The organism is Streptomyces sp. NPDC005017 (genome assembly GCF_042873115.1).
Taxonomy (GTDB): domain Bacteria; phylum Actinomycetota; class Actinomycetes; order Streptomycetales; family Streptomycetaceae; genus Streptomyces.
The window spans coordinates 1-20,413 of sequence record NZ_JBIALD010000022.1; the positions used below are offsets into that span (position 1 = coordinate 1).

The window sequence follows — 20,413 nt, forward strand, 5'->3', positions numbered from 1 at the left end:
TCGCACCGTCCAGGCATACACACTGGAGGTGCAGATCATCCAGGACGGCGTCCTTGACACCACCCCCAAAACCTAAAAGCAACGGTGTTGCACGTCAAGGGACATGACCGGTGAAGGTCGCGTCCCCTGCGTGGTGTAGCCGATCACCCTTGCCGTCGCTTGCGGCCGTGAGCGTCCACGTCGTACAGGAGTTGGCACCCGTGAGGGTGATGGCGGTGTCGCACTCGGGCGTCTTGCGTCCCGAGGTGGGGGCCGAGTCGGCGGCGACGAGGCTTCCGGTGCGCCGCGGATGGCATCGACGGCCCGGGGCGTCGTGGCGGTCACTGCACCTCCGGCGCCGTTCACGGCGAAGGCCGGCCCGTTCCGGGAGCTGCGGCTGACACCGGCGGAGCCGCCCAGCCTGATCCGGTCTGCGGCCGCATGGGCGGTTTGGCGGACGGCGATGGGCAAGGCCATGGCGGCAAGGGTTGTGGCTGTCGGTGGGATGCGCCGTGTGCGACGAAGCGTCACAGGACCTCCGGGTTCTGCGAGTTGGCCTCTCCTCGTCGGGCCGCTCCTGTCGCTCCGGATGGCGCGTGTCGGGTTGGTATCGGAAGATACAAGTCATGCGGTGAGCCCAGTAGATGTAGGGGCCTTGGTGGTCACCTCACTCGCCTCGCGAGGCAGACTCTCAGGACAAAGCGCCATCAATCTCGAAGGCGGTGCCACTCGGGGCGCGTTACCTGAATGAAACGTGCGATACATCTAGCCAATTTTCGGCTCGCTCTGTAACTTCCCTGGTGTGCGGCCGGCGGCACAGGCGCGTCGGCACAGATCCCGAGAGGCTCCCTCACGATGAACGTTCGTCTCGCCCGGCGTGTCTCGACCGCCGCTGTGGCGGCCGTGGCCCTGACGACCCTGTCCGCCTGCGGGGACGGTGACGACGCCGCGCCCGCGGCGGCGGACGCGAAGGTCACCGTCGCCGGAACGGTGATCAAGAAGGACCAGGCCCTGCACGACCTGCTCCCGGACCGGATCAAGCAGGCCGGCAAGGTACGGGTGGCCACCGACGTGCCCTACCCGCCCTTCGAGATGTTCGTGAAGGAGGGCGGCAGCGAACTCACCGGCCTCGACTACGACCTGGGCCAGGCGCTCGGCGGGAAGCTCGGCGTGGCCTTCGCCTTCACCCCGCAGAAGTTCGACGGAATCGTCCCCGCGATCCAGGCCGGCAAGTTCGACGTCGCCATGTCGGCCATCACCGACAACAAGGAGCGCCAGCAGGTCCTCGACTTCGTCGACTACTCGCAGTCCGGCTCCGGCATCCTGGTCGCCGACGGAAACCCGGCCGCGATCACCGACCTGGACGCACTGTGCGGCCAGAAGGTCGCCGTGCAGGCCGCCACCAACCAGCTCGACCTGCTCAAGTCGCACCAGGCGGCCTGCACCGGCGCCGGCAAGAAGAAGATCGACATCCAGACGTTCCCCAAGGACTCCGACGCGCAGCTCGCGCTGCGCTCGGGGAAGGTCGTCGCGCAGGTGCTCACCAAGCCGGCCGCGGGCTGGGTCGCCAAGACCGCCGACGACGGAGGCGCCTTCGACCTGGTGGACGACCCCGCCGCCCCCGGCGGCTACAACGCCTCGCCCAACGGGATCGCGGTCAGCAAGAAGCTGCCCGAGCTGACCGACGCGATCCACAAGGCTTTGCAGGCCCTGATCGACGACGGCACCGTCACGAAGATCTACGACAAGTACGGCGTCGCCTCGATCGCGGTGAAGGAAGCCACCAAGAACGCCGCGGTGGACTGACGATGACCGACCTCAAGAACCCGGCCGCCGTGCGCTTTGACAGCGCACCGGCCGCTCCCGAACTCGAAGTCGTGCCGGTACGCAACTACGGCCGCTGGATCGCCGCGACACTCTCCCTGCTGGGGCTGGCCGGACTGATCGGCTCCCTCGCCAAGAACGACAACCTGCGCTGGGACATCGTCGGCGACTATCTCTTCGCCGGCCTGATCTTCGACGGCCTGGCCACCACGCTGTGGCTGACCGCCGCCGCGATGGCCCTCGGCCTCGGCCTCGGCACGCTGATCGCCGTGATGCGCCTGTCGTCCAGCCCCGTGCTCTACGGCATCGCCACCGCGTTCGTGTGGGTGTTCCGCGGCACCCCGCTGCTCGTGCAGATCATCTTCTGGGGCTATGCGGCCGCCCTCTACCAGTACATCAAGATCGGTGTCCCCTTCACCGGCATCACCTTCTTCCAGGCCGAGACGAACAGCCTGCTCACCCCCGCCGTCGCCGCGCTCCTCGCCCTCGGCCTGAACGAGGCCGCCTACGCCTCCGAGATCGTCCGGGCCGGCATCCAGTCCGTGGACCCGGGCCAGGCCGAGGCCGCGCACTCCCTGGGCATGCGGCCCGCCCTGACCATGCGCCGGATCGTGCTGCCGCAGGCGATGCGGGTCATCATCCCCCCGATGGGCAACGAGACCATCAACATGCTGAAGATGACCGCCCTGGTCTCGGTCATCGCCGCGCACGACCTGATGTCCAACATCCAGGACGTGTACGCGCAGAACTACCAGGTCATCCCCATGCTGGTGGTCGCGTCCATCTGGTATCTGGCGCTGGTGAGCCTGCTGAGCATTCCCCAGGCGTGGCTGGAACGCCGCTACGGCCGCGGCACCGCCCGCGCCACCGGCCCCACCCCGCTTGCGCGCATGCTGGGCGGCGCGGCCGGCCTGTTCGGCACGAAGAACCGCGCGGCCGGCCTGTCCGGCACGAAGAACAAGGAGGACGGCCGATGACCGCGGCCATGGTGCGGGCCGAGGGCGTGCGCAAACACTTCGGCAGGCTCGAGGTGCTCAAGGGCATCGACCTCACCGTCGAACGCGGACAGGTGTGCTGCCTGCTGGGACCCTCCGGCTCCGGCAAGTCTACGTTCCTGCGCTGCATCAACCACCTGGAGAAGGTCGACGGCGGAAAGCTCACCGTCGACGGCGAACTCGTCGGCTACCGCCAGCAGGGCAGCAGACTCCACGAACTGCGCGAGCGTGAAGTGGCCGCGAGACGACGGGACATCGGCATGGTGTTCCAGCGCTTCAACCTCTTCCCGCACATGACCGCACTCGACAACGTCATCGAGGCCCCCGTCAAGGTCGCCGGCGTGCCCAGATCCCAGGCCCGCGAGCAGGCCCAGCAGCTGCTGGAACAGGTCGGCCTGGGAGACCGGGGCCACCACTACCCGGCAGAGCTGTCCGGTGGCCAGCAGCAGCGCGTCGCCATCGCCCGCGCGCTGGCCATGAAGCCCAAGCTGATGCTCTTCGACGAGCCGACCTCCGCCCTGGACCCCGAACTCGTCGGCGACGTCCTGGACGTCATGCGGCAACTGGCAGCCGACGGCATGACCATGGTCGTCGTCACGCATGAGATCGGCTTCGCCCGCGAGGTCGGCGACACCGCCGTCTTCATGGACCAGGGCGTCGTCGTCGAGGCCGGCGACCCCCGCCGGGTACTGGTCGACCCGGAGCAGGAACGCACCCGCGCCTTCCTGTCCAAGGTCCTGTGAGCGCCCCGCCGCAGCAGGAGCTGTCCGCACACCTGCTCCACCTCGCCCGCTCACGTCACGCCCCGTTCCTCGACGACCTGCGCGAGCTGGTGTCCATCGACTCCGGCTCCTACGACGCCGACGGCGTCAACCGCGTCGCCGACTGGGTACAACAACGCCTGCGCCGCACCGGATTCACCGTGGAGCGCGTCACCCTCCCCACCAGCCAGGGCCACCGGGCGGGAGACGCCCTCGTCGCCCGCAAGAAGGGCACCCTGAGCACGTCGGACGGCGGACGGCGCATCCTCCTCGCCGGCCACATGGACACCGTCTTCGAGCAGGGAACCGCGGCCGCGCGCCCGTTCCGCCTGCACGGGTCCATCGCCCACGGCCCCGGAGTCAGCGACGACAAGGGCGGACTCCTCGCCGGCCTGACGGCCCTGGAGATCCTCGACGAACACGGCGTCACCGCCTACGACGAACTGATCTTCCTCGCCACGCCGGACGAGGAGATCGGCTCCCCGGCCAGCCGCCCCCTCATCGAGACCACCGCCCGCGGCGCGCACTACGGCCTCGGCCTGGAGTGCGCCCGGGAGAACGGCGACCTCGTCATCGGCCGCAAAGGTGTCGCCGACTTCAAGATCACCGTCACCGGCCGGGCCGCGCACGCCGGCATCGAACCCGAACGCGGCGCGAACGCCGCCCTGGCGGCCGCCCACCTGATCGTCGACCTGCAGGCCCTCAACGGCCGCTGGGACGACGTCACCGTCAACGTCGGCACCGTGCGCGCCGGCAGCCGTACCAACATCGTCTGCCCCGAGGCAGAACTGCGCCTCGAAGTACGGGCCGCCACGACGGCCGACGTCGAGCGTGTACGCCGGGCCATCCGGGAAGCCGCCCACCACCCCGCCGTCACCGGCACCAGCATCACCGTCGAACAGCTCGACCTGTGCCCGCCGATGGAAGTCACCGGCGCGTCCCGGCACATGCTCGAACTGGCCCGCAAGGCCGCCCTGCCCCTCGGTCTGGACCTGGACGCGGTCCGCACCGGCGGAGTCGGCGACGCCAACCTGATCGCCGGAACGGGAGTGCCCACCCTGGACGGCCTCGGCCCGGTCGGCGGATCCGACCACACCCCCGAGGAATGGCTCGACACCACCAGCGTCCCCCACCGCATCGCCGTCCTGGCCGCGCTCATCACGGCCCTGGGCAGCGCCGGGAACACCGCGACCTGACCCCGCCGCTCACGCAGGCACTGCAACCGGGACGGCGAAGACACCGTCCCGCCCCGTCCTCCGGCAGCCCTCCCGTCTCTGCCGGAACCGGCCGGGGCCGCCGCCAACGTCCGGCGGCCCCGGCCACCACCGCCGTCCAACCCCTGGAGACACCGATGCGCGCACACTCCGGCCCCACCCGCCGCGCCGCCCTCGCTGGCAGCCTCGCCCTCACCCTCCTCGCCGCCGCACCCGCCGCAGCCGACTCGGCCACCGAGCGCCCCTCGGCGAAAGCCGGCTCGCTGATTCTCGTCGGCGGCGGCCTCAAGGAGAACAACACCCAGGTCTACGGCGAGATCATCCGACGCGCCGGAGGACCCTCCGCCCGCATCGGCGTCATCACCGCCGCCTCCGTGCCCCAGAGCCAGGACCCGCACGCCGACGACCCCGACCGGTGCAGCAACTCGGCCTGCAACGGCGCCTACTACGCAGACCTGTTCACCCGGCACGGCGCCGCGCACGCCGAATGGATCCCCCTGGACCTCGACCACATCGACAACGCCGACTCCGACACGGTCGTCGCCCAGGTCAACTCCATGACCGGCTTCTTCTTCGGCGGCGGAGACCAGTACCGCTACGTCCAGACACTGCTGCGCGGCCCCCGGCAGACCGACTCCAAGGTCCTCGCCGCCATCCGCGCGAAGCTCGCGGGCGGCGCCGTCGTCGCCGGTTCCTCCGCCGGCGCCCAGATCGCCTCCGGCCCGGACATGGTCAGCGGCGGGGAATCCTACGAGGGCCTGCGCGACGGCAGCGCTCCCGGCTACTTCGACGACCCCACCCGCCTGGGTTACCTCCCCCACGGAGGCTTCGGCTTCCTGCGCTCCGCCCTCATCGACACCCACACCGGCGCCTACGGACGTGAAGGCCGGGCCTACCGCCTGGCCGCCGACACCGGCCACGACCGCGTCTACGCCTTGGAGGAGAACACCGCCATCGTCGTCGACAACCCCGGCACCCGGCACGAGCACTTCACCGTGCTGGGCCCCAACGGGGTCGCCGTACTCGACCTGCGAGACGCCCACGCCGCCACATCCGCCGCCGGATGGACCCTGCGCGGAGCCCGCTACAACTACCTCACCGACCACGACCGCTACGACGCCCACACCTGGCAGACCCAGCCCTCGGCAGACAAGCACCGACTCCTCCCCACCGGCACAGCCCCCGTCCCGGTCAACACCGACGTCTTCTACTCCACCGCCAACCCCGCCGGAACCCCCTACTCCTTCCGGACCACGGCCCGCGCGCTCGCCGCGACCCGCGCACAGAACACCGCGACCGCCACCACGTTCGAGACCGGCCCCGGCTTCGACGTCACCTTCACCAAGCCGGTCCGCTTCGCCGCCTGGACCAGCGACGGCACCACCGCCCAGACGCTCCTCAACCTGCGCATCACCATCGCGCCCCGCTGACGAGGCCGGGGCGGGAACAGGTCACTTCGGCCTGCCCCCGCCCCCACGCCCTGCGCCCGCCCACGCACCCGCACGGCCAGGCTGCCGCCTGCCCGGCCGTCAGTGCACAGAGGGCCGACGCACCCCGCTGAAGCGCAGCCGGAGCCGGATCACAACAGCCCGGTGCGCCGGGCGACACTCTCCGCGTCCTTCATGCGCTGGTGCGCATCGGAGCCCAGCCGTTCGAGCACCGAGGAGATCAGCGTCTCGATGACCGCGAGCGTCGGAGTGAGACTGTCGTAGGCCGAGCCCGAGGAGACCTGGCTGATGAGGACGACGTCGGCGTGCGCCGAAGCGGGGGAGAGCCACGGATCCGTGAACACGATGACCTTCCCTCCCCGCTCGCGGGCCAGTTCCGCGACGAGGGTGACGTCCTCCTCGTAGCGCCGGTAGTCGAAGACGACCGTCACGTCTCGGCGCGCGAGCTGAGTGAGGAACGACGTCCTCTCCACGTCCCGGTCCGGGAGAAAGGCGACCTGGTCACGCACCTGCATGAGGTGAAGACCGAGGTACTGGGCCAGCAGGTGAGTGAACCGGCCCCCGGCCAGGTGGACGCGGCGCCTGGGATCGCTGAGCAGTTCGGCCGCGGTGTCGAAGTCGTGCGAGGAGACTTCCCGGAAGGTCTGGGACAGCGCCTGCTGCAACAGCGTCAGCCGTGGTTCCAGCGCCACCTCGCGGCCCACCGCGTCCGCAGTGGCTGTCAGCGTGGATTCCGCCGACTCGTACAGGGTGATGGGCGAAGCGTTGCGGGCGTCGAGCTCCGCGCGCAGCGCCGCCTGAAGGTCCGGGAAGCCGCGGTATCCCAGCCGGGACGCGCAGCGAAGGACAGTGGGCGTGGAGACCGCGGCACGCTCGGCGATCGTCGCGACCGTTTCGAACACCGCGGCCGGATAGCCGGCCAGCAGCACGCGGGCGACCTTGCGTTCGGCGGGACTGAGATCACCCAGCCGACTACGGATCTCGTCGGCCAGTGTGCCGCTCATGGTGCGGTCCTCCCAGGATGTGTGCCTACGGAACGGTGACAAGGCCGCCGCTGCTCGGATGCGCGGATGGCATCACACCCGCCACCACCGCGGCCGATCTCCGGCCCTCGGCGCGCCGGCGGCCGCGAGACAGTACAGAAGCCGTGTCCTTCCGAAGTAAATGTACCGCCTGTTACGGCCTGTGGGTAGGTGCCGGCCGGCGGGTCGGACGGCGGACCTGACCCGGGGGAGATGGCCGCCCCCCGACTCCCGTGTCGACAGGCGCGCCCCGGGTACTTGGCCCGCGAGCGACACGTACTCGTCCGGCCTCCCACGCGGCGGGCCCCGCGACCGATAGGAGTGCTCATGACGCGGCATGCCGACGACCAGGCGTCCACTCGTCCAGGAAGTCCCACGGAACTGCGGCTGGCGACGGCGTCGAACGGCCCGGTACCGACCGGGGTGCCGGACGGACAGAACCTGCCGCACGACAGGACCCAGGCGATCCTGGAGGCCGCCAAACAGGTGGGAACCCTGCTCAAGCAGCAAGGACACCGCTTCGCGCTCGCCGGCAGCGTCGCCGCGTACGCCCACGGCACGAGTGCCGGGCTGCAGCACGACGCCGACTTCTGCGTGCGGGCGGAGGACGCCGAGCCGGTCGCCGCCACGTTGCGCGGTGGCGGACTTCGGGTGTGGACGCCTCCGGAGGACTGGCTGGTGAAGGCCGAGTGCTTCGGCCAGGACGTCGACATCATCTTCCAGTTGGCGCACCGGCCGGTCACCACCGAGATGCTCGACCGGGCGACGGAGATACCGGTCGACTCGGTGCGGATGCCGGTCCTGTCTCCCACGGACCTGGTGACGAGCCTGCTTTCCGCGTTCTCCGAGCACTCCTGCGACTTCGGCTCGGTCCTGCCCCTTGCCCGCTCGCTGAGGGAGAAGATCGACTGGCAGGAGGTGCGGCGCGAGTGCGGTGAGGAGCCCATGCCGGCCGCGTTCCTCTACCTCGTGGAGCGTCTCGGTGTCATCGCGCCTCAGGAGGAACAGGCATGAGCAACCTCGACTACCGCGTCGCTCATCTGCGTGAGCGCCTCGCGGAGGGTCCACTGGCCGAGCTGGGCGTTCAGGTCGTGGTGCACGGGGACTCGGTGCTGGTGACCGGGAGCGTGCCGTCCACGTACTGCCGTGACGAGGTGGAGCGGATCGTGGGGGAGACGCTCAGCGAACTGCCGCTGCACTGCGATCTGGTCGTCGCCGCGGCGTCGACCCCGGACGAGGCCGAGGAGCTGGCATGATCCGTGTCGCGGCCGTAGGGGACATCCACATGGGGCCCGACAGCCAGGGAACGCTGCGACCGGCGTTCGAGACCCTGGAGGAGTGCGCCGACGTACTGCTCCTCGCCGGTGACCTGACCCGGCACGGCACCCCCGAGGAGGCTCGGGTGGTGGCGCGGGAGATCAAGGATCTGGCCGTGCCGGTGGTGGCGGTACTGGGAAACCACGACCACCACGACGAGAAGCCGGAGGAGGTCATGGCCATCCTCCGGGACGGCGGCGCCCGGGTGCTGGAGGGGACCGAGACGGTCGTGGAGTGCGCGCGAGGCCGTATCGGGGTGGCCGGCACCAAGGGCTTCGGCGGCGGTTTCGTGGGCCGCAGCGCGGGAGAGTTCGGCGAGCCGGTGATGAAGGAGTTCGTCCGCTGCACCCGGCGCAGCGCGGAAGGCCTGCGCGGCGCCCTGGAGCGCCTCGGCGAGCAGCACTGCGACGTACGGGTCGCGCTGACGCACTTCTCTCCCGTGCCGGACACGCTCGCCGGAGAGCCGCTGGAGATCTACCCGTTCCTCGGCAGCTACCTGCTGGCGGAGGCGGTCGACACGGCCGGTGCCGATCTGGCCGTGCACGGCCACGCCCACGCCGGCACGGAACACGGTCTGACCAGCGGCGGCGTGCGCGTGCGCAATGTGGCCCAGCCGGTGATCGGACGGGCCTTTCACGTGTACCACCTGCACGCGCCCGAACGGATCCCGGCAGCCGGTCCCGCGCCGTCGGCGCGCTGACCGCGGCCTCGCAGCGCGCGGATGCCTCCGTCGTGCCCGGTCCCGGGACTTCCTTCCGACCCGCGTCATCGCCCGAAGGGCGGGTCTGCGCCGTCCGGGGACACAGGGTGGGTGCGCAGCAGGAGGATGGCGATGTCGTCGGTGTAGTGGCCGGTGGGGCGCCCGTGGCGGAGGAGAGAGTCGATGAGCTGGTCGAGGTTCTGCCCGTCGTGCCTGGCCAGTTGACGGGCGAGGTCGTTCGCCGCCTGCTCCGGATCGGATCTCGGGGTCTCGGTCAGTCCGTCGGTGTAGAGGGCGAGGGTCGTGCCCGGGGGAAGCGGCAGGACGGTGAGGGGGCAGGTCAGATCGGGGTCCACTCCGAGCAGGGGGCCGGGGTCGAGTTCCAGCGGGCCCGACGTCAGTCCCGAGTGGTGCAGCAGCGGCGGGGGATGCCCGGCACTGGCGAGGACGGCTTCCTGTCGGGCCAGGTCGAGATGGGCGTAGAGGCAGGACACGAGCAGGTCGGTCTCGAGGTCGGCCAGGACGCGGTTCGTGCGGGCGAGGACCTGGTCGGGCGGGGCACCGGCGGAGGTGTGGATGGCGGTACGGACCTGGCCCATGAGCGCGGCGGCCGGCACGTTGTGGCCCTGGACGTCGCCGATGACGGCCACGGCGTTGGTGGCGTCCAGCCGGAAGACGTCGTAGAAGTCGCCGCCGATGTCCATGCCGCGGCTGGCGGGCAGATAGCGGGCGGCGGTCTCCAGGCCAGGCAGGGCGGGCAGGCTGGCGGGCAGGAGGGCCTGCTGGAGCCCGTGGGCGAGATCGCGGGTGGCGTCGTAGAGCCGAGCCCGGTCCAGCGCCTGGGCGATCAGTCCGGCGAGGGAGGTCAGCACGGCACGTTCGTCCGCGCTGAAGTGGTGCGGGTGGTCGTAGGACAGGATGCAGCAGCCGACGGCGCGTCCGGAGACGGTCAGCGGCAGGAAGGCCCATGACTGCTTGCCGCTGATCCGGGGTGCGCGGGGATAGCGGCGGGCCATGTCGTCGACGTTGCTGAAGAAGGACGGGGTGCCGTCGGCGAGTACCTGTCCGGCCGGGGTGACATCGGTGTCGAGGGGCAGGCCGTCGAGCCGGTCGATCGTCCGGGCGTCGTAGCCGTGGTGCCCGGTGATCCTCAGGCGGCCTGCGTCGGCGGCGGACAGGACCAGGCCGTCGGCGCCGAACGCGGGCAGCACCTGGTCCGCGACGAACTCGACCACGTCGCGGACGGCGACCGTCTCGGTCAGCGCGGCCGCGAGGTGCACCAACTGGTAGAGCCGCCCCGCCTGCGCGGCACGCCCCGGAGCGGAGGCCACGGCCTCCCCGGCGGCAGCGAGCTCATCCGGTGCCGGTGCCGTGGCGGGGGTGATGCGTACGCTGATGCCGCTGGCGTCGGGATAGAGCCGGAACTCCAGCCGGGTGTCCGGGGGGCGCACGGCGGTGAAGGCGACCGGGTGCCGGCTGATGACGGCGGTTCGGTAATGGTCTTCGACCACCGCGTCGTCGAGCCAGGGCAGGGAGTGCCAGGGCCGTGTGCCCAGCAGTCGGTCGGCTTCGAGGCCGAGCAGGGATTGCGCCGCCGAGGTCACGAGGACGATCCGGCCCTGAAGGTCCATCCCCAGGGCGCCTTCGGGCAGCCGTTCGAGGTAGTCGGCCGCGGCATGGGGCGACGGCACGCCGTGCGCGTGGGCGACTGAGGCGAGTGATGTGAGGCGGGGCTGTGCGGGGACGACGGGCGGCTGGGGGGCCTCCTCGATCACACGGGCGATGCGCCGTGCGGCAGAGCTGATGTGGCCCCGCTCGCGGCGTGTGGCGTTGGCTGGATGACTGGCCGGCCACAGCAGGAGCAGGGCTCCCCAGCAACGGCGCCGCCCCTGCAACGGGGCCGCGGCGAGCGCGAGGCGGTAGGGCAGGGTCGCGGCGGCACGTGGATAGGTCCGGGCCAGTTCGGCCTGGCTTCCCACCCAGATCAGGCGGTCCTCGCGCACGGCGTCGTTCACGGGGACGGCGGCACTCAGCGGCAGCCGCCGCCAGGGCTGGGCCGTCTCCATGGGCACACCGCACAGCACCACGAGATCCTGCACCTGTGCGGCCTCGTCCAGCAGGTAGATCCCGCCCCCCGAGGCTCCGGTGCGGCGCACGCAGTCCACGAGTGCCTCGTCCAGCGGCCCGTCGTCGGCGCGCCGCTCACCGCGACCGGTCACCGCGCGGTCCGGTCGGTCTGGACGGGCGCTCCCCGCTACCGGCCGGTGCCGGGACAGCGGCAGCGGCGACGGGCGGACGCGGCTGATGGTCCCAGGCCGTGCCGGACAGGGCGGGGGTTGTTCCGCAGATTCCGCGAAGCCCGTCTCTCATGTTCCGACGATACGCCCGAAACGAACATGAATGAGCGGTGTGGGTGGCTGGCTCCTGCGCCCGGCGGCGCAGGCACCGTGTGCGTCGGGGCTGCCGCTGGGTGGCCTTCGAGCGGGTGGAAGCCCGCGCCCGCCACCGCAGCGACGTAGCAGTCCGCCACCCGTCCGGCCGCCTTGATCACCCGCCGAGCTCCCCAGCTGATCACACGCCGTCGGTCCTGACTGCGGAGAGTCAGGGATGCGTAGGGAGCGAGCGGCAGATGGCCCGGAACCGGTGGCCCGGAACCGGTGGCCTGCCACCGGCCGGGTGACCGCAGGCGAGTCCGACGGTGTGTACCGGCGGGAAGGGGAAACGGCAGGGCGAGGATGCGTGGGTCAGTCTCGCTTCGTCCACGGGAGTCGTCGGTGCTCGAACGTAAAAAGGTCAAGGGCCGTACGCAGGTCACCTTCGTCCTTCCCGACGACAGCCCGATGGGGCCGGTCAGTGTGGTGGGGGACTTCAACCACTGGAACCCGGCCGCGCACCCGCTGCAGACACGTGGTGACGGCACCCGCGCGGCCAAGGTGGTCCTCCCCGTGGGCGGCAGCCACGCCTTCCGCTATCTCGCGGACGGCGGACACTGGTTCGACGACGACCAGGCCGACGGCCACGACGGCGGCAACAGCCGCGTCCACACCTGACAGGGGAGCCTGCGCATGGGCGTCATCGTGCCGCTGCGCGAGGACCACGGAACGGTCGAGAAGCGAGACCCGCTCGCCGTACCCAGCGCCGCCTCCGAGTGACCCAGCCACCGCCCCGGCGGACCGGGCACCGCTGGTACGGACTGCTTGTGGCGTGTGCGATGGTGCTCGGCCCGGCCGGGTGCGCAGGGCCGTCCGCACGGCAGAACGCCGCCGCCGCGGCGGCGACCGCCTTCGCGGCCGCCGTCGCGTCCGGCGACCACGTGCGGGCCTGCCGGCTGCTGGCTCCCCAGACCCGCGAGGAACTCGTCCAGGACGAGCAGAGGGACTGCCCAGCGGCGCTCGCCTCGCAGGAACTGCCGGGAGCAAGCGGTGTCGAGGACGTGCAGTCGTACGGCCGGCAGGCGATGGTGCGCATGCCGGGCGACACCCTGTTCCTGTCGCTGTTCACCGTCGGCTGGAGGGTCGTCGCCGCAGGCTGCACACCACGGCCCGAACGCCCCTACGACTGCCTGATCAAGGGGGCGTGAGGAATGCGGCTGCTGTTCGTCGCCTGCCTGGTGGTCATCCTGGGCGGGCTCGGCTACTGCATCACCATCGGGGTGCTCCAGCGTTGAACGGGAGCCGTGAACCGCGCGGAGGGTTCTGGCGGGAGAACAGCCTGACCCTCACCTTCGGCATCGCCTTCCTGGTGGTTCTCGCCTGCCAGGCCGTCGCCGGGCACGCCGAGTTCAACGAACAGATGACGGTGGACGGCCTCGAGCCGGTCGGCTTCGCCGACTACCTGGCGTCCTCGGACTTCGCCGTGGACGTGACCGAGAACTGGCAGTCGGAGTTCCTGCAGTTCTTCCTCTACCTCTTCGGCACCGTCTACCTCGTCCAGCGCGGCTCCCCGGAGTCGAAGAAGGTCCACAAGGTCGGCATCGAGAGCGAGCGGGAACAGCGTATGGGCGAGCACGCCCGCCCCGACTCGCCCCGCTGGGCCGGAACCGGAGACTGGCGCCAGAGCCTCTACGCCCGCTCCCTGGGCACCGTCATGGGCGGCCTGTTCGTGCTGTCCTGGCTGGCGCAGTCCATCACCGGCACCGCCGCCTACAACGAGCAGCAGCTCCGCCGGCTCGAGGACCCGGTCACCTGGGCGGGCTACGTCGCCACGGCCGACTTCTGGAACCGGACCCTGCAGAACTGGCAGTCCGAACTCCTGGCGGTGGCAGCCATGGTCGTGCTGTCCATCTACCTACGCCAGCGCGGCTCCCCCGAATCCAAGCCGGTCGGCGCCGCCCACACCACCACCGGCATCGAAGGCTGACCCGCCCCTGCCCGTGCACCCGGCCGGTGAACAACACGACGCTCCCCCTGCCCACCGAACGGAGCGCGCCGGGCCGCACCTTTCCAGGCCGGAGGCAGGGGAGCGGGGTGCGGTGACGTGGCCGGGCGCGTGTCGAGGTGGCAGCCTCGGGCACAGCCCCGGCCGCACCTCATCCCATCGGCAACCGGTCAGCGGCCGAGGGCGTTCTCGAGCTGCTCCTTGGACATGGAGGCGCGGCCGTGGATGTTGCGCTTCTTCGCCTCCTGGTACAGCTGGTCCTTCGTCGGTCCCTGTGCGCCGCCGTGTGAGCGTTGCCCGCCGCGCTGGGATGCGGACTTGGGGCCCCGGGTGGAGGTCTTGTTCGCCGTCTTCGACTCGCCGGACCTGGCCCGTTCCCTGTTGACGGTCCGGGCCGCGTTCTCCTCGGCCCGGCCTGTTCCCTCCCCACCGCTGTGTCCGTCGCTGTGGAAGGAGTGGTGGGCGCCCGGGTCGTCCTGCTGTAGTGCCTCGTCCACGTCGGAGGCCGGGCCGTACCGGCCGGTGTCCTGATGGTCCGGGGCCTGGCCGTGTGCGGACTCGGACGGGTATGGCTTCTTCGTCATGAGATGGATCTGCCTGTTCGGCGGGCCGGCGTGTGGGCACCGATGCCCGGGGCCAGAGACGTGCCGTGGATGGCGCTGCCGGCTGGGCGTCAGACGATCAGTGTCACGGCCATGGCGATCAGCCCGATCACCACCAGCGCGACCACGATCATGATGAGGACGAGGGGCATGGCCCCCCAGCCCTTGCGCAGCTCGGGCGGCTCCGGATGGGAGATGCCGTGAGTGCCTCCTTCGGCTGGCGGCGTCTCGCCGGGTGCCGGTCCGCCGCCCGGCTGTAGTCCGGAGGTCCGCCTCGGCTCGGGGTCGGGAGTCGTCATCACGCACGCTCCTTTCTCGGCTGTCCGAGTACCCATGGGCGGCCGGTCCCCACGGAGTCCGGCAAGGAACCCCAGAGGCGGTGCCGTGCCAGCGGCAGCCGCCGACGACCGGCTGTGTCAGGAGTGAAGGGCCGTGGCGCTGGGCACTTGGGGCGCAGGCCGAGAGCGGCGAACGGGGAGCCGGTCCGGTGCAGGTCCTCCTGGTTCGGACCGTGTGCCAGGAGAGCCGCGACACCTGCCGGTCAGTCGATGCCGCCGCGTTCGCAGATCTGCCGGGCGACCTCGCGGAGCTTGGTGTTCTGTTCCTGGGAGTAGCGGCGCAGTACGTCGAAGGCCTGGTCCTCGGTGAGGTGGCGGGCGCCCATGAGGATGCCCATGGCCTCACCGATGACGTGCCGCGTGGCGACGGCGTGTTCCATCTGGGCGTGCGTGCGGGCGCTGGAGAAGGCGACCGCGGCATGGGAGGCGAGCAGCCAGCCGGCCGTCTCACTGTCCTCGGTGAACGCACCCGCCTTACGGGAGTACAGGTTCAGCGCGCCGAGTTCTTCCTCCTCGGTGTACAGCAGGAAGCCCATCATGCTGCCCACCCCGAGGTCGTGGGCCTGCGGCGCGTAGGCCGGCCAGCGCTGGACGTTTGCGGTGAGGTCGGCGATGCGGAAGACCCGCTCGCCCTGTGAGGTGCGGGCGGCGTCGAAACAGGGCCCCTCACCCAGCTGCTCCTGGAGCCGGTCGCTGTCGACGACCAGCTGCTCGGTGGGCGCGAGGCTCTCCACCCGGTGATCGTGCAGCACGAGGATCCCGGCCGCGTCACAGCCCTCCACCAGCTCCGTCGCCGACCCGGTGATCCGCCCCAGAGTGGCAGCCACCGAGTCCTGCGCCAGAAGATCCCGCGCCATCGACGCCATCTGCTGCGCGAACCGGCCCCAGTCCACTTCCACCCTCCACACGAGTCCTTGGCCCAGCATTTCACGCAGGCCCTGACCACACCGAACACGCGCAGGCGGCGTGTCGCCAGTCGCACGAGGCGCCGGGCGGGCGGCGACAGACCGCCGAGCCTGAGCCGTCCGTGTGCGCGGGCGGTCGCCCGGTGCGATGTGACGTGGTCGTTGGCTCCTCCCTGCAGAGCACCTGTCGCGCAGCGTCGTTGCGAATGCGGGCGAAAGACGGCTGCAGGGCGCTGCCCATGCAGCGCCCTGCAGAGTGGCGGGTTGTCAGCTGGCCGGCATCAGGACGGTGTCGATGATGTAGACGTTGGCGTTGGCGGTCTTGACGTTGCCGCAGACGACCTTGGCGGAGTCGTTGACGGTGTAGGACTCGCCGGAGCCGGAGGTGCTGAGCTTCGACTTCTCCAGCGTCTCGAAGGTGCCGTTCGCCAGGTCGGCGGGTGCCAGCTTCTGGCCGACCACGTGGTAGGTGAGGATCTTGGTCAGCTGCTCCTTGTCATTGAGGACCGCGTCGAGGTCCGCCTTGGGGATCTTCGCGAAGGCGTCGTTGGTCGGCGCGAACACGGTGATGTCCTGGGCGTTGTTGAGGGTGTCCACCAGACCGGCCTTCGTCACCGCGGCGACGAGCGTGGACAGCGCCGGGTTGTTGGACGCGGCGGTGGCCACCGGGTCCTTGGCCATGCCGTCGAACGAGCCCGCGCCTTCGGCCGGGACGCCGGAGCAGGCGGGACCGAAGGGCTCGTCGTTCATGGAGGTGTCGGAACCGCTCATCCCGTCCTCGGAAGCGGGCGCGGAGGCCGCTGTCGGGGAGGAGTTGTCCTGCGCGGAGTCCTTGCTGTCGTCGGAGCAGGCGCTCAGGGCGAGCGGCAGCACGGCCGCGGCGGCCAGGGTCACGGCGGTACGGCGGATACGGGTGTTCATCGTGTCTCTCCTGTTGAGGGGTGCAGCCGTAGCTGCTTGAAACGGGGACGGGAAAGGTGGCTCGGGGGTCACTCGACGGTCACGACCACGGAGTGCCATCCGCTGGCGCCGTCGGGGACGGTTCGGGTGCGTTCGCCGGTCTGTGTCCGGCCGGTGCGGTCGGTGGCACGCACGGTGAGGGTGTGGGTGCCTTTGGCCGCCGCCCAGGGCAGGGACCACTGCCGCCAGGTGTCGCGGGAGTCCTCGGCCGCGAGCCGGGCCTGCTGCCAGGGGCCGTCGTCGACGCGGACTTCGACGGTGTCGATGCCGCGGTGCTGGGCCCAGGCGACCCCGGCGACCATGACGGTGCCGGCCGCGGGGCGGGCGAAGGGTTTGGGGGTGTCGATGCGGGACTGGGTCTTGACGGGTGCCCTGCGGGCCCAGCCGCGTTTGACCCAGTAGGGGTCGTAGGAGGCGAAGGTGGTGAGCTCGATGTCCTCGATCCATTTGCAGGCCGAGACGTAGCCGTACAGGCCGGGTACGACCATGCGGACGGGGAAGCCGTGGTCGAAGGGGAGCGGTTCGCCGTTCATGCCGACGGCGAGGAGGGCGTCGCGGCCGTCCACGAGGTCCTCGACGGGGCTGCCGATGGTCATGCCGTCGACGGAGCGGGCCACGAGCTGGTCGGCCGGACCGCCCGCGGACGGCGGCCGTACCCCGCACTCGGCCAGCAGGTCGGCCAGCCGGACGCCGGTCCAGCGCGCGTTGCCGACATAGGGGCCGCCGACCTCGTTGGACACGCAGGTCAGGGTGATGTCCCGCTCGATCAGCTCCCGGCGCAGCAGATCGTCGTAACCGAGGACGACCGGCCGGCGCACGCCCTTGCCGTGGATGCGCAGCCGCCATGTGGTGGCGTCGACCTTGGGCACCACCAGGGCGGTGTCGACGCGGTAGAAGTCGCTGTTCCGCGTCATGAAGGGGCCGACCCCGGCAATCCGCAGCCCGGCGCCCCGGGGCACGGCCCGGGCGGGGGAGCCGGGCGCGGGAAGCCTCACGGCCGCCCGCGAGGCGACGGCACCACGGCCGCGGGCGCCGGCCAGCGCACGGCCGAGCAGTCCGGCGCCGACGGACGCCACCGCGGTGATGCCCGCCGCGACGACGAAGCCGCGCCTATCCCAATTCCCTTCGGTGGAAGCATCGTTCGCCTGGCCGGTGCCGAACCCACTGCCGGGGCTTCGATGTGTGAGGCGGCCGACGAGGACGTACAGCACCACGGCCCCGACGGCGGCTCCGCACAGTGAGGGAAGCGCGTCGCCGACACCGGCCGAGTCCGGCCGCCCGGTCGCGGCGGCCGCGCCCACAACGCCGAACACCAGCACCCCGGCCGCCCCGGCGCGCCGAAACCGCAGCGCGGCCACCCCCGACGCGAGGGCGAAAAGCGCCAGCACTGCGAGAATTCCGAGCCGCAGCACCAGCTTGTCGTCGCTGCCGAACGTGCGGATCGCCCAGTCCTTCACGGCCGTGGGAGTGCGGTCGATCGCCGCACCGCCGACCGCGACCAGGGGACCGGCTTGCACACGCACCGCACCCGCCACCGCCTCGGCCACCGCGAGCGCCGCGCATCCGGCCAGCGCACCGCTCAGCGCACTCAGGGCGGTTCGCGCCGGGCGGCGAAGTTCGCGTGCGGTGTTCTTCTCGGATTCGCTCACGCCGGGAATCCGTTGCCCGAGCGCCGGGCGGATTGGTCGCTCACCCGATCGAGTGAGTTCCCGCCCGCGACCAATCCGCGACTGCGCCGGCTACGGAGTACAGCAACTCCGCTTCTGCTTCACCGGGTTGTGAAGACGGGTGGGAAAGCTGGGGGAGCGCTTTCGCGGAATCGGGACTCCGCGCCTTCGCCGTGTGGGTCCGGCTCAGCCGTCGCCGTCACGCCCGGTGCCGACCGCGGGTCGTCTCCCAGGTTCGCTGCTGCACGTTGCGGTACCAGCGTCGGTGCACCGCCGGTTCGACGCACAGCACGGCGGCGCCTGCGATCGTGCCGACCAGAAGGGCCGGGTCTCCGCCGCCGTTGAGGAACGCCCCGACGCAGGCGGCGGCAATGGCGAGCGCAGCAGGGGCAGCGGGCCGAGGCCGATGACCACGGCGGGGGCGCCGGCCCGGAAGGGCAGGGCGAAGTACGCCGTGAGTGAGACCAGCACGACGGCGGTGCAGAGGGCGAGCGGGAACAGGTAGCCGTAGTCCCCGGCGGCCAGCGTGTCGAAGGTCTCGGCCCGGTCGGACGCGGTCAGCAGCACGATGGCGGCGGTCAGCGCGGGGGCGGGCAGCAGCACGGCCCCGAGGGCCGGCCCGCGCCGTGGCCCGGTGTTTGTGGATACGGGGGTCACGGTCGGCGTAGGCGCGGAATCCGCTGAACGACGCGTCGGTGAGGCCGAGTAGCGCGAGCAGTATGGCGGGCGTCATCCGGTGGCCTCGGCCAGTGCTGCGGGCCGACCAGGCGGCGCGCGGCCCGTCCCAGCGCCAGGCGGGTCGAGTGCGCCGTCCTGGTCCGCGGGCAGCTCGGCAACGATCCGGGACCCGCGCTCGTCTTCCCTCTCGAGAAGCTGCTGGATCACCTCGGCGCGCCGGACAGGGAGCCGGCGGCCGCTGCGTGGGTCCACCGCCGTGACCAGGTCGGAAATCTCAAGCAGGTGCACGAAGCAGAACACTGCGGCCTTCCCGTGCCGAGCCCGGCGGGCTGGCCGCCCCGCCTGTGGATTGGCCGCTGCCTCCGGGAACGTTTGTGCACATAGGACAGCGTTCCGGCGCGTTCGTGACGGCCGGTGGGAGTGGCCTGCGGATTCTGGTGTGCTCCGTCCGGGTGGGCGTCCGGCTGCCGGTTGGGCCGTGCGGGTGTCTTTCGCCGCGGGCACCCGTCCAGGGCGTCAGCGGTGACGGATTGCTCCCAGATGCCCCGACGATTCCGCGTCCGGGGCAGCCAACTCTGGGAGAGACGATGCGTAAACGCACCCTCGCGGCCGTCGGCCTGATGCTCGCCGCCTCGGGCGCCGCACCCGCCCTCGCGGCCGGCGACCACACGCCCGCGGTCAAGCACACCGGGCTGACCGCCGTCGGCCTCACGAAGGACCAGCGCCTCGTCGAGTTCGACGTCCGCAGGCCGGCCGGCGCCTGGCGGCTGGGCAAGGTCTCCGGTCTGACCGGGGACACCCGGCTCGTCGGGATCGACTTCCGCGTGCAGAACGAGCGGCTGTACGGCGTCGGCGACAAGGGCGGCATCTACACCCTCGACACCACCAACGCGAAAGCGAGGAAGGTCTCCCAGCTGACCGTCGCGCTGTCCGGCACCGCGTTCGGCGTGGACTTCAACCCGGCGGCCAACCGGCTCCGGGTCATCTCCGACACCGGGCAGAACCTGCGGCACAACATCGACGACCCCGCCGCCCCGCTCACCACCACCGTGGACGGCACGCTCACCAACCCCACCACCCCGCCGTCCACCGCACTGGGCGTGACCGGCGCCGCCTACACCAACAACGACCTCAACCCGGCGACCGCGACGACGCTGTTCGACCTCGACACGATGGCCGACCGGATCTCGCTGCAGTCCCCGGCCAACGCAGGCACCCTCGCCCCCACCGGCAGCCTCGGCGTCAACGCCGACCTCGACGCCGGGTTCGACATCTACTACAACCCCGCCGCCGGGACGAACCACGGCTTCGCGGCCATCGGCACCGCAGGCGCCTACCGCCTCTACAGCGTGAACCCGCTCAACGGAAAGGCCACCGACAAGGGCTCCTTCCCGAAGAAGTACCAGGTCACCGACCTCGCACTCCCCACCGACCAGAACTAGCCCCGCCGCACGCGACAGGCCCGTCGGCCGGCGGCTCGGCAACACGGCGTCGGACGGGCGGCAGTGTGTCCCGTGTAGATCCGTGACGTGACAGCCTGGCCCGGAGCTCGGCCCCGGGCTCTCGGGCCAGGTGGATCGCACGAGTCATCACTGGCAAACCCGAACGGACCAGCTTCGACACGGG

Annotated in this window: 21 protein-coding genes; 12 read left to right on the plus strand and 9 right to left on the minus strand. The window is 71.1% G+C overall.

What is annotated here, in order from left to right; genetic code table 11:
• The first annotated feature begins 834 nt into the window (after window positions 1–834).
• From ACFYR0_RS27925 to ACFYR0_RS27945, 5 genes are all read left to right on the plus strand, one after another.
• Window positions 835–1,785: an ABC transporter substrate-binding protein gene (locus ACFYR0_RS27925; protein WP_389333744.1), complete on the plus strand. Its 951-nt coding sequence runs from the start codon at window positions 835–837 to the stop codon at window positions 1,783–1,785.
• Between the two features lie 2 nt (window positions 1,786–1,787).
• Window positions 1,788–2,780 carry an amino acid ABC transporter permease gene (locus tag ACFYR0_RS27930; protein WP_389333747.1) on the plus strand — a complete coding sequence of 331 codons (993 nt, stop codon included), beginning with the start codon at window positions 1,788–1,790 and terminating at the stop codon, window positions 2,778–2,780.
• Window positions 2,777–3,541 (plus strand): amino acid ABC transporter ATP-binding protein, encoded by a 765-nt coding sequence (locus ACFYR0_RS27935; RefSeq protein ID WP_389333750.1) that lies wholly within the window; start codon window positions 2,777–2,779, stop codon window positions 3,539–3,541. The genes ACFYR0_RS27930 and ACFYR0_RS27935 overlap by 4 nt, the downstream gene beginning before the upstream one ends.
• Window positions 3,538–4,755 (plus strand): M20 family metallopeptidase, encoded by a 1,218-nt coding sequence (locus tag ACFYR0_RS27940; RefSeq protein WP_389333753.1) that lies wholly within the window; start codon window positions 3,538–3,540, stop codon window positions 4,753–4,755. The genes ACFYR0_RS27935 and ACFYR0_RS27940 overlap by 4 nt, the downstream gene beginning before the upstream one ends.
• Window positions 4,756–4,910: 155 nt before the next feature.
• Entirely contained in the window at window positions 4,911–6,203 is a 1,293-nt protein-coding gene (locus ACFYR0_RS27945; protein ID WP_389333756.1) for a cyanophycinase, read from the plus strand.
• A 149-nt stretch (window positions 6,204–6,352) separates the two neighbouring features.
• On the opposite strand, the gene ACFYR0_RS27950 is transcribed toward ACFYR0_RS27945, so the two are convergent.
• Complete coding sequence (locus ACFYR0_RS27950; RefSeq protein WP_389333759.1) at window positions 6,353–7,225, minus strand: MurR/RpiR family transcriptional regulator; 873 nt, start codon at window positions 7,223–7,225, stop codon at window positions 6,353–6,355.
• A gap of 345 nt (window positions 7,226–7,570) precedes the next feature.
• Here ACFYR0_RS27950 and ACFYR0_RS27955 point away from each other — a divergent pair, with 345 nt between their 5' ends.
• Genes ACFYR0_RS27955 through ACFYR0_RS27965 form a run of 3 tightly spaced genes read left to right on the plus strand, consistent with a single transcriptional unit; the run spans window position 7,571 to window position 9,260 of the window.
• Window positions 7,571–8,257 carry a hypothetical protein gene (locus ACFYR0_RS27955; RefSeq protein ID WP_389333762.1) on the plus strand — a complete coding sequence of 229 codons (687 nt, stop codon included), beginning with the start codon at window positions 7,571–7,573 and terminating at the stop codon, window positions 8,255–8,257.
• The gene (locus ACFYR0_RS27960; RefSeq protein WP_389333765.1) at window positions 8,254–8,499 is read left to right on the plus strand and encodes a hypothetical protein; all 246 of its coding nucleotides are present in this window, start codon (window positions 8,254–8,256) and stop codon (window positions 8,497–8,499) included. The genes ACFYR0_RS27955 and ACFYR0_RS27960 overlap by 4 nt, the downstream gene beginning before the upstream one ends.
• Window positions 8,496–9,260: a metallophosphoesterase gene (locus tag ACFYR0_RS27965; RefSeq protein WP_389333768.1), complete on the plus strand. Its 765-nt coding sequence runs from the start codon at window positions 8,496–8,498 to the stop codon at window positions 9,258–9,260. The genes ACFYR0_RS27960 and ACFYR0_RS27965 overlap by 4 nt, the downstream gene beginning before the upstream one ends.
• Before the next feature lie 65 nt (window positions 9,261–9,325).
• On the opposite strand, the gene ACFYR0_RS27970 is transcribed toward ACFYR0_RS27965, so the two are convergent.
• Window positions 9,326–11,479 carry a SpoIIE family protein phosphatase gene (locus ACFYR0_RS27970; protein ID WP_389333771.1) on the minus strand — a complete coding sequence of 718 codons (2,154 nt, stop codon included), beginning with the start codon at window positions 11,477–11,479 and terminating at the stop codon, window positions 9,326–9,328.
• Window positions 11,480–12,034: 555 nt separating this feature from the next.
• Here ACFYR0_RS27970 and ACFYR0_RS27975 point away from each other — a divergent pair.
• The 3 genes from ACFYR0_RS27975 to ACFYR0_RS27985 all read left to right on the plus strand — a co-directional run bounded on the left by ACFYR0_RS27975 (window position 12,035) and on the right by ACFYR0_RS27985 (window position 13,619).
• A complete protein-coding gene (locus ACFYR0_RS27975) occupies window positions 12,035–12,310 on the plus strand; it encodes an isoamylase early set domain-containing protein (RefSeq protein ID WP_389333774.1) in 276 nt (91 codons plus the stop codon).
• Window positions 12,311–12,408: 98 nt separating this feature from the next.
• Window positions 12,409–12,840 carry a hypothetical protein gene (locus tag ACFYR0_RS27980; RefSeq protein WP_389333777.1) on the plus strand — a complete coding sequence of 144 codons (432 nt, stop codon included), beginning with the start codon at window positions 12,409–12,411 and terminating at the stop codon, window positions 12,838–12,840.
• A gap of 83 nt (window positions 12,841–12,923) precedes the next feature.
• On the plus strand, window positions 12,924–13,619 hold the full coding sequence (locus ACFYR0_RS27985; protein ID WP_389333780.1) for a DUF6766 family protein: 696 nt from the start codon (window positions 12,924–12,926) through the stop codon (window positions 13,617–13,619).
• Between the two features lie 188 nt (window positions 13,620–13,807).
• Here the strand turns inward: ACFYR0_RS27985 and ACFYR0_RS27990 are convergent, their stop codons facing one another.
• From ACFYR0_RS27990 to ACFYR0_RS28020, 7 genes are all read right to left on the minus strand, one after another.
• On the minus strand, window positions 13,808–14,221 hold the full coding sequence (locus ACFYR0_RS27990) for a hypothetical protein (RefSeq protein ID WP_389333783.1): 414 nt from the start codon (window positions 14,219–14,221) through the stop codon (window positions 13,808–13,810).
• Between the two features lie 89 nt (window positions 14,222–14,310).
• On the minus strand, window positions 14,311–14,538 hold the full coding sequence (locus ACFYR0_RS27995; protein WP_389333786.1) for a DUF6480 family protein: 228 nt from the start codon (window positions 14,536–14,538) through the stop codon (window positions 14,311–14,313).
• A gap of 242 nt (window positions 14,539–14,780) precedes the next feature.
• Window positions 14,781–15,443 (minus strand): GAF and ANTAR domain-containing protein, encoded by a 663-nt coding sequence (locus tag ACFYR0_RS28000; RefSeq protein ID WP_389334084.1) that lies wholly within the window; start codon window positions 15,441–15,443, stop codon window positions 14,781–14,783.
• A 306-nt stretch (window positions 15,444–15,749) separates the two neighbouring features.
• Window positions 15,750–16,403, minus strand: coding sequence for a fasciclin domain-containing protein (locus ACFYR0_RS28005; protein WP_389333789.1), 654 nt, complete (start codon window positions 16,401–16,403; stop codon window positions 15,750–15,752).
• A gap of 68 nt (window positions 16,404–16,471) precedes the next feature.
• Window positions 16,472–18,091 carry a molybdopterin-dependent oxidoreductase gene (locus ACFYR0_RS28010; protein ID WP_389333792.1) on the minus strand — a complete coding sequence of 540 codons (1,620 nt, stop codon included), beginning with the start codon at window positions 18,089–18,091 and terminating at the stop codon, window positions 16,472–16,474.
• A gap of 204 nt (window positions 18,092–18,295) precedes the next feature.
• Window positions 18,296–18,712 carry a hypothetical protein gene (locus tag ACFYR0_RS28015; protein ID WP_389333795.1) on the minus strand — a complete coding sequence of 139 codons (417 nt, stop codon included), beginning with the start codon at window positions 18,710–18,712 and terminating at the stop codon, window positions 18,296–18,298.
• A 126-nt stretch (window positions 18,713–18,838) separates the two neighbouring features.
• The gene (locus tag ACFYR0_RS28020) at window positions 18,839–19,087 is read right to left on the minus strand and encodes a hypothetical protein (RefSeq protein ID WP_389333798.1); all 249 of its coding nucleotides are present in this window, start codon (window positions 19,085–19,087) and stop codon (window positions 18,839–18,841) included.
• 287 nt (window positions 19,088–19,374) lie between these two features.
• On the opposite strand from ACFYR0_RS28020, the gene ACFYR0_RS28025 reads away from it, so the two are divergent.
• Entirely contained in the window at window positions 19,375–20,229 is an 855-nt protein-coding gene (locus ACFYR0_RS28025; protein WP_389333801.1) for a DUF4394 domain-containing protein, read from the plus strand.
• Window positions 20,230–20,413: the final 184 nt, after the last annotated feature.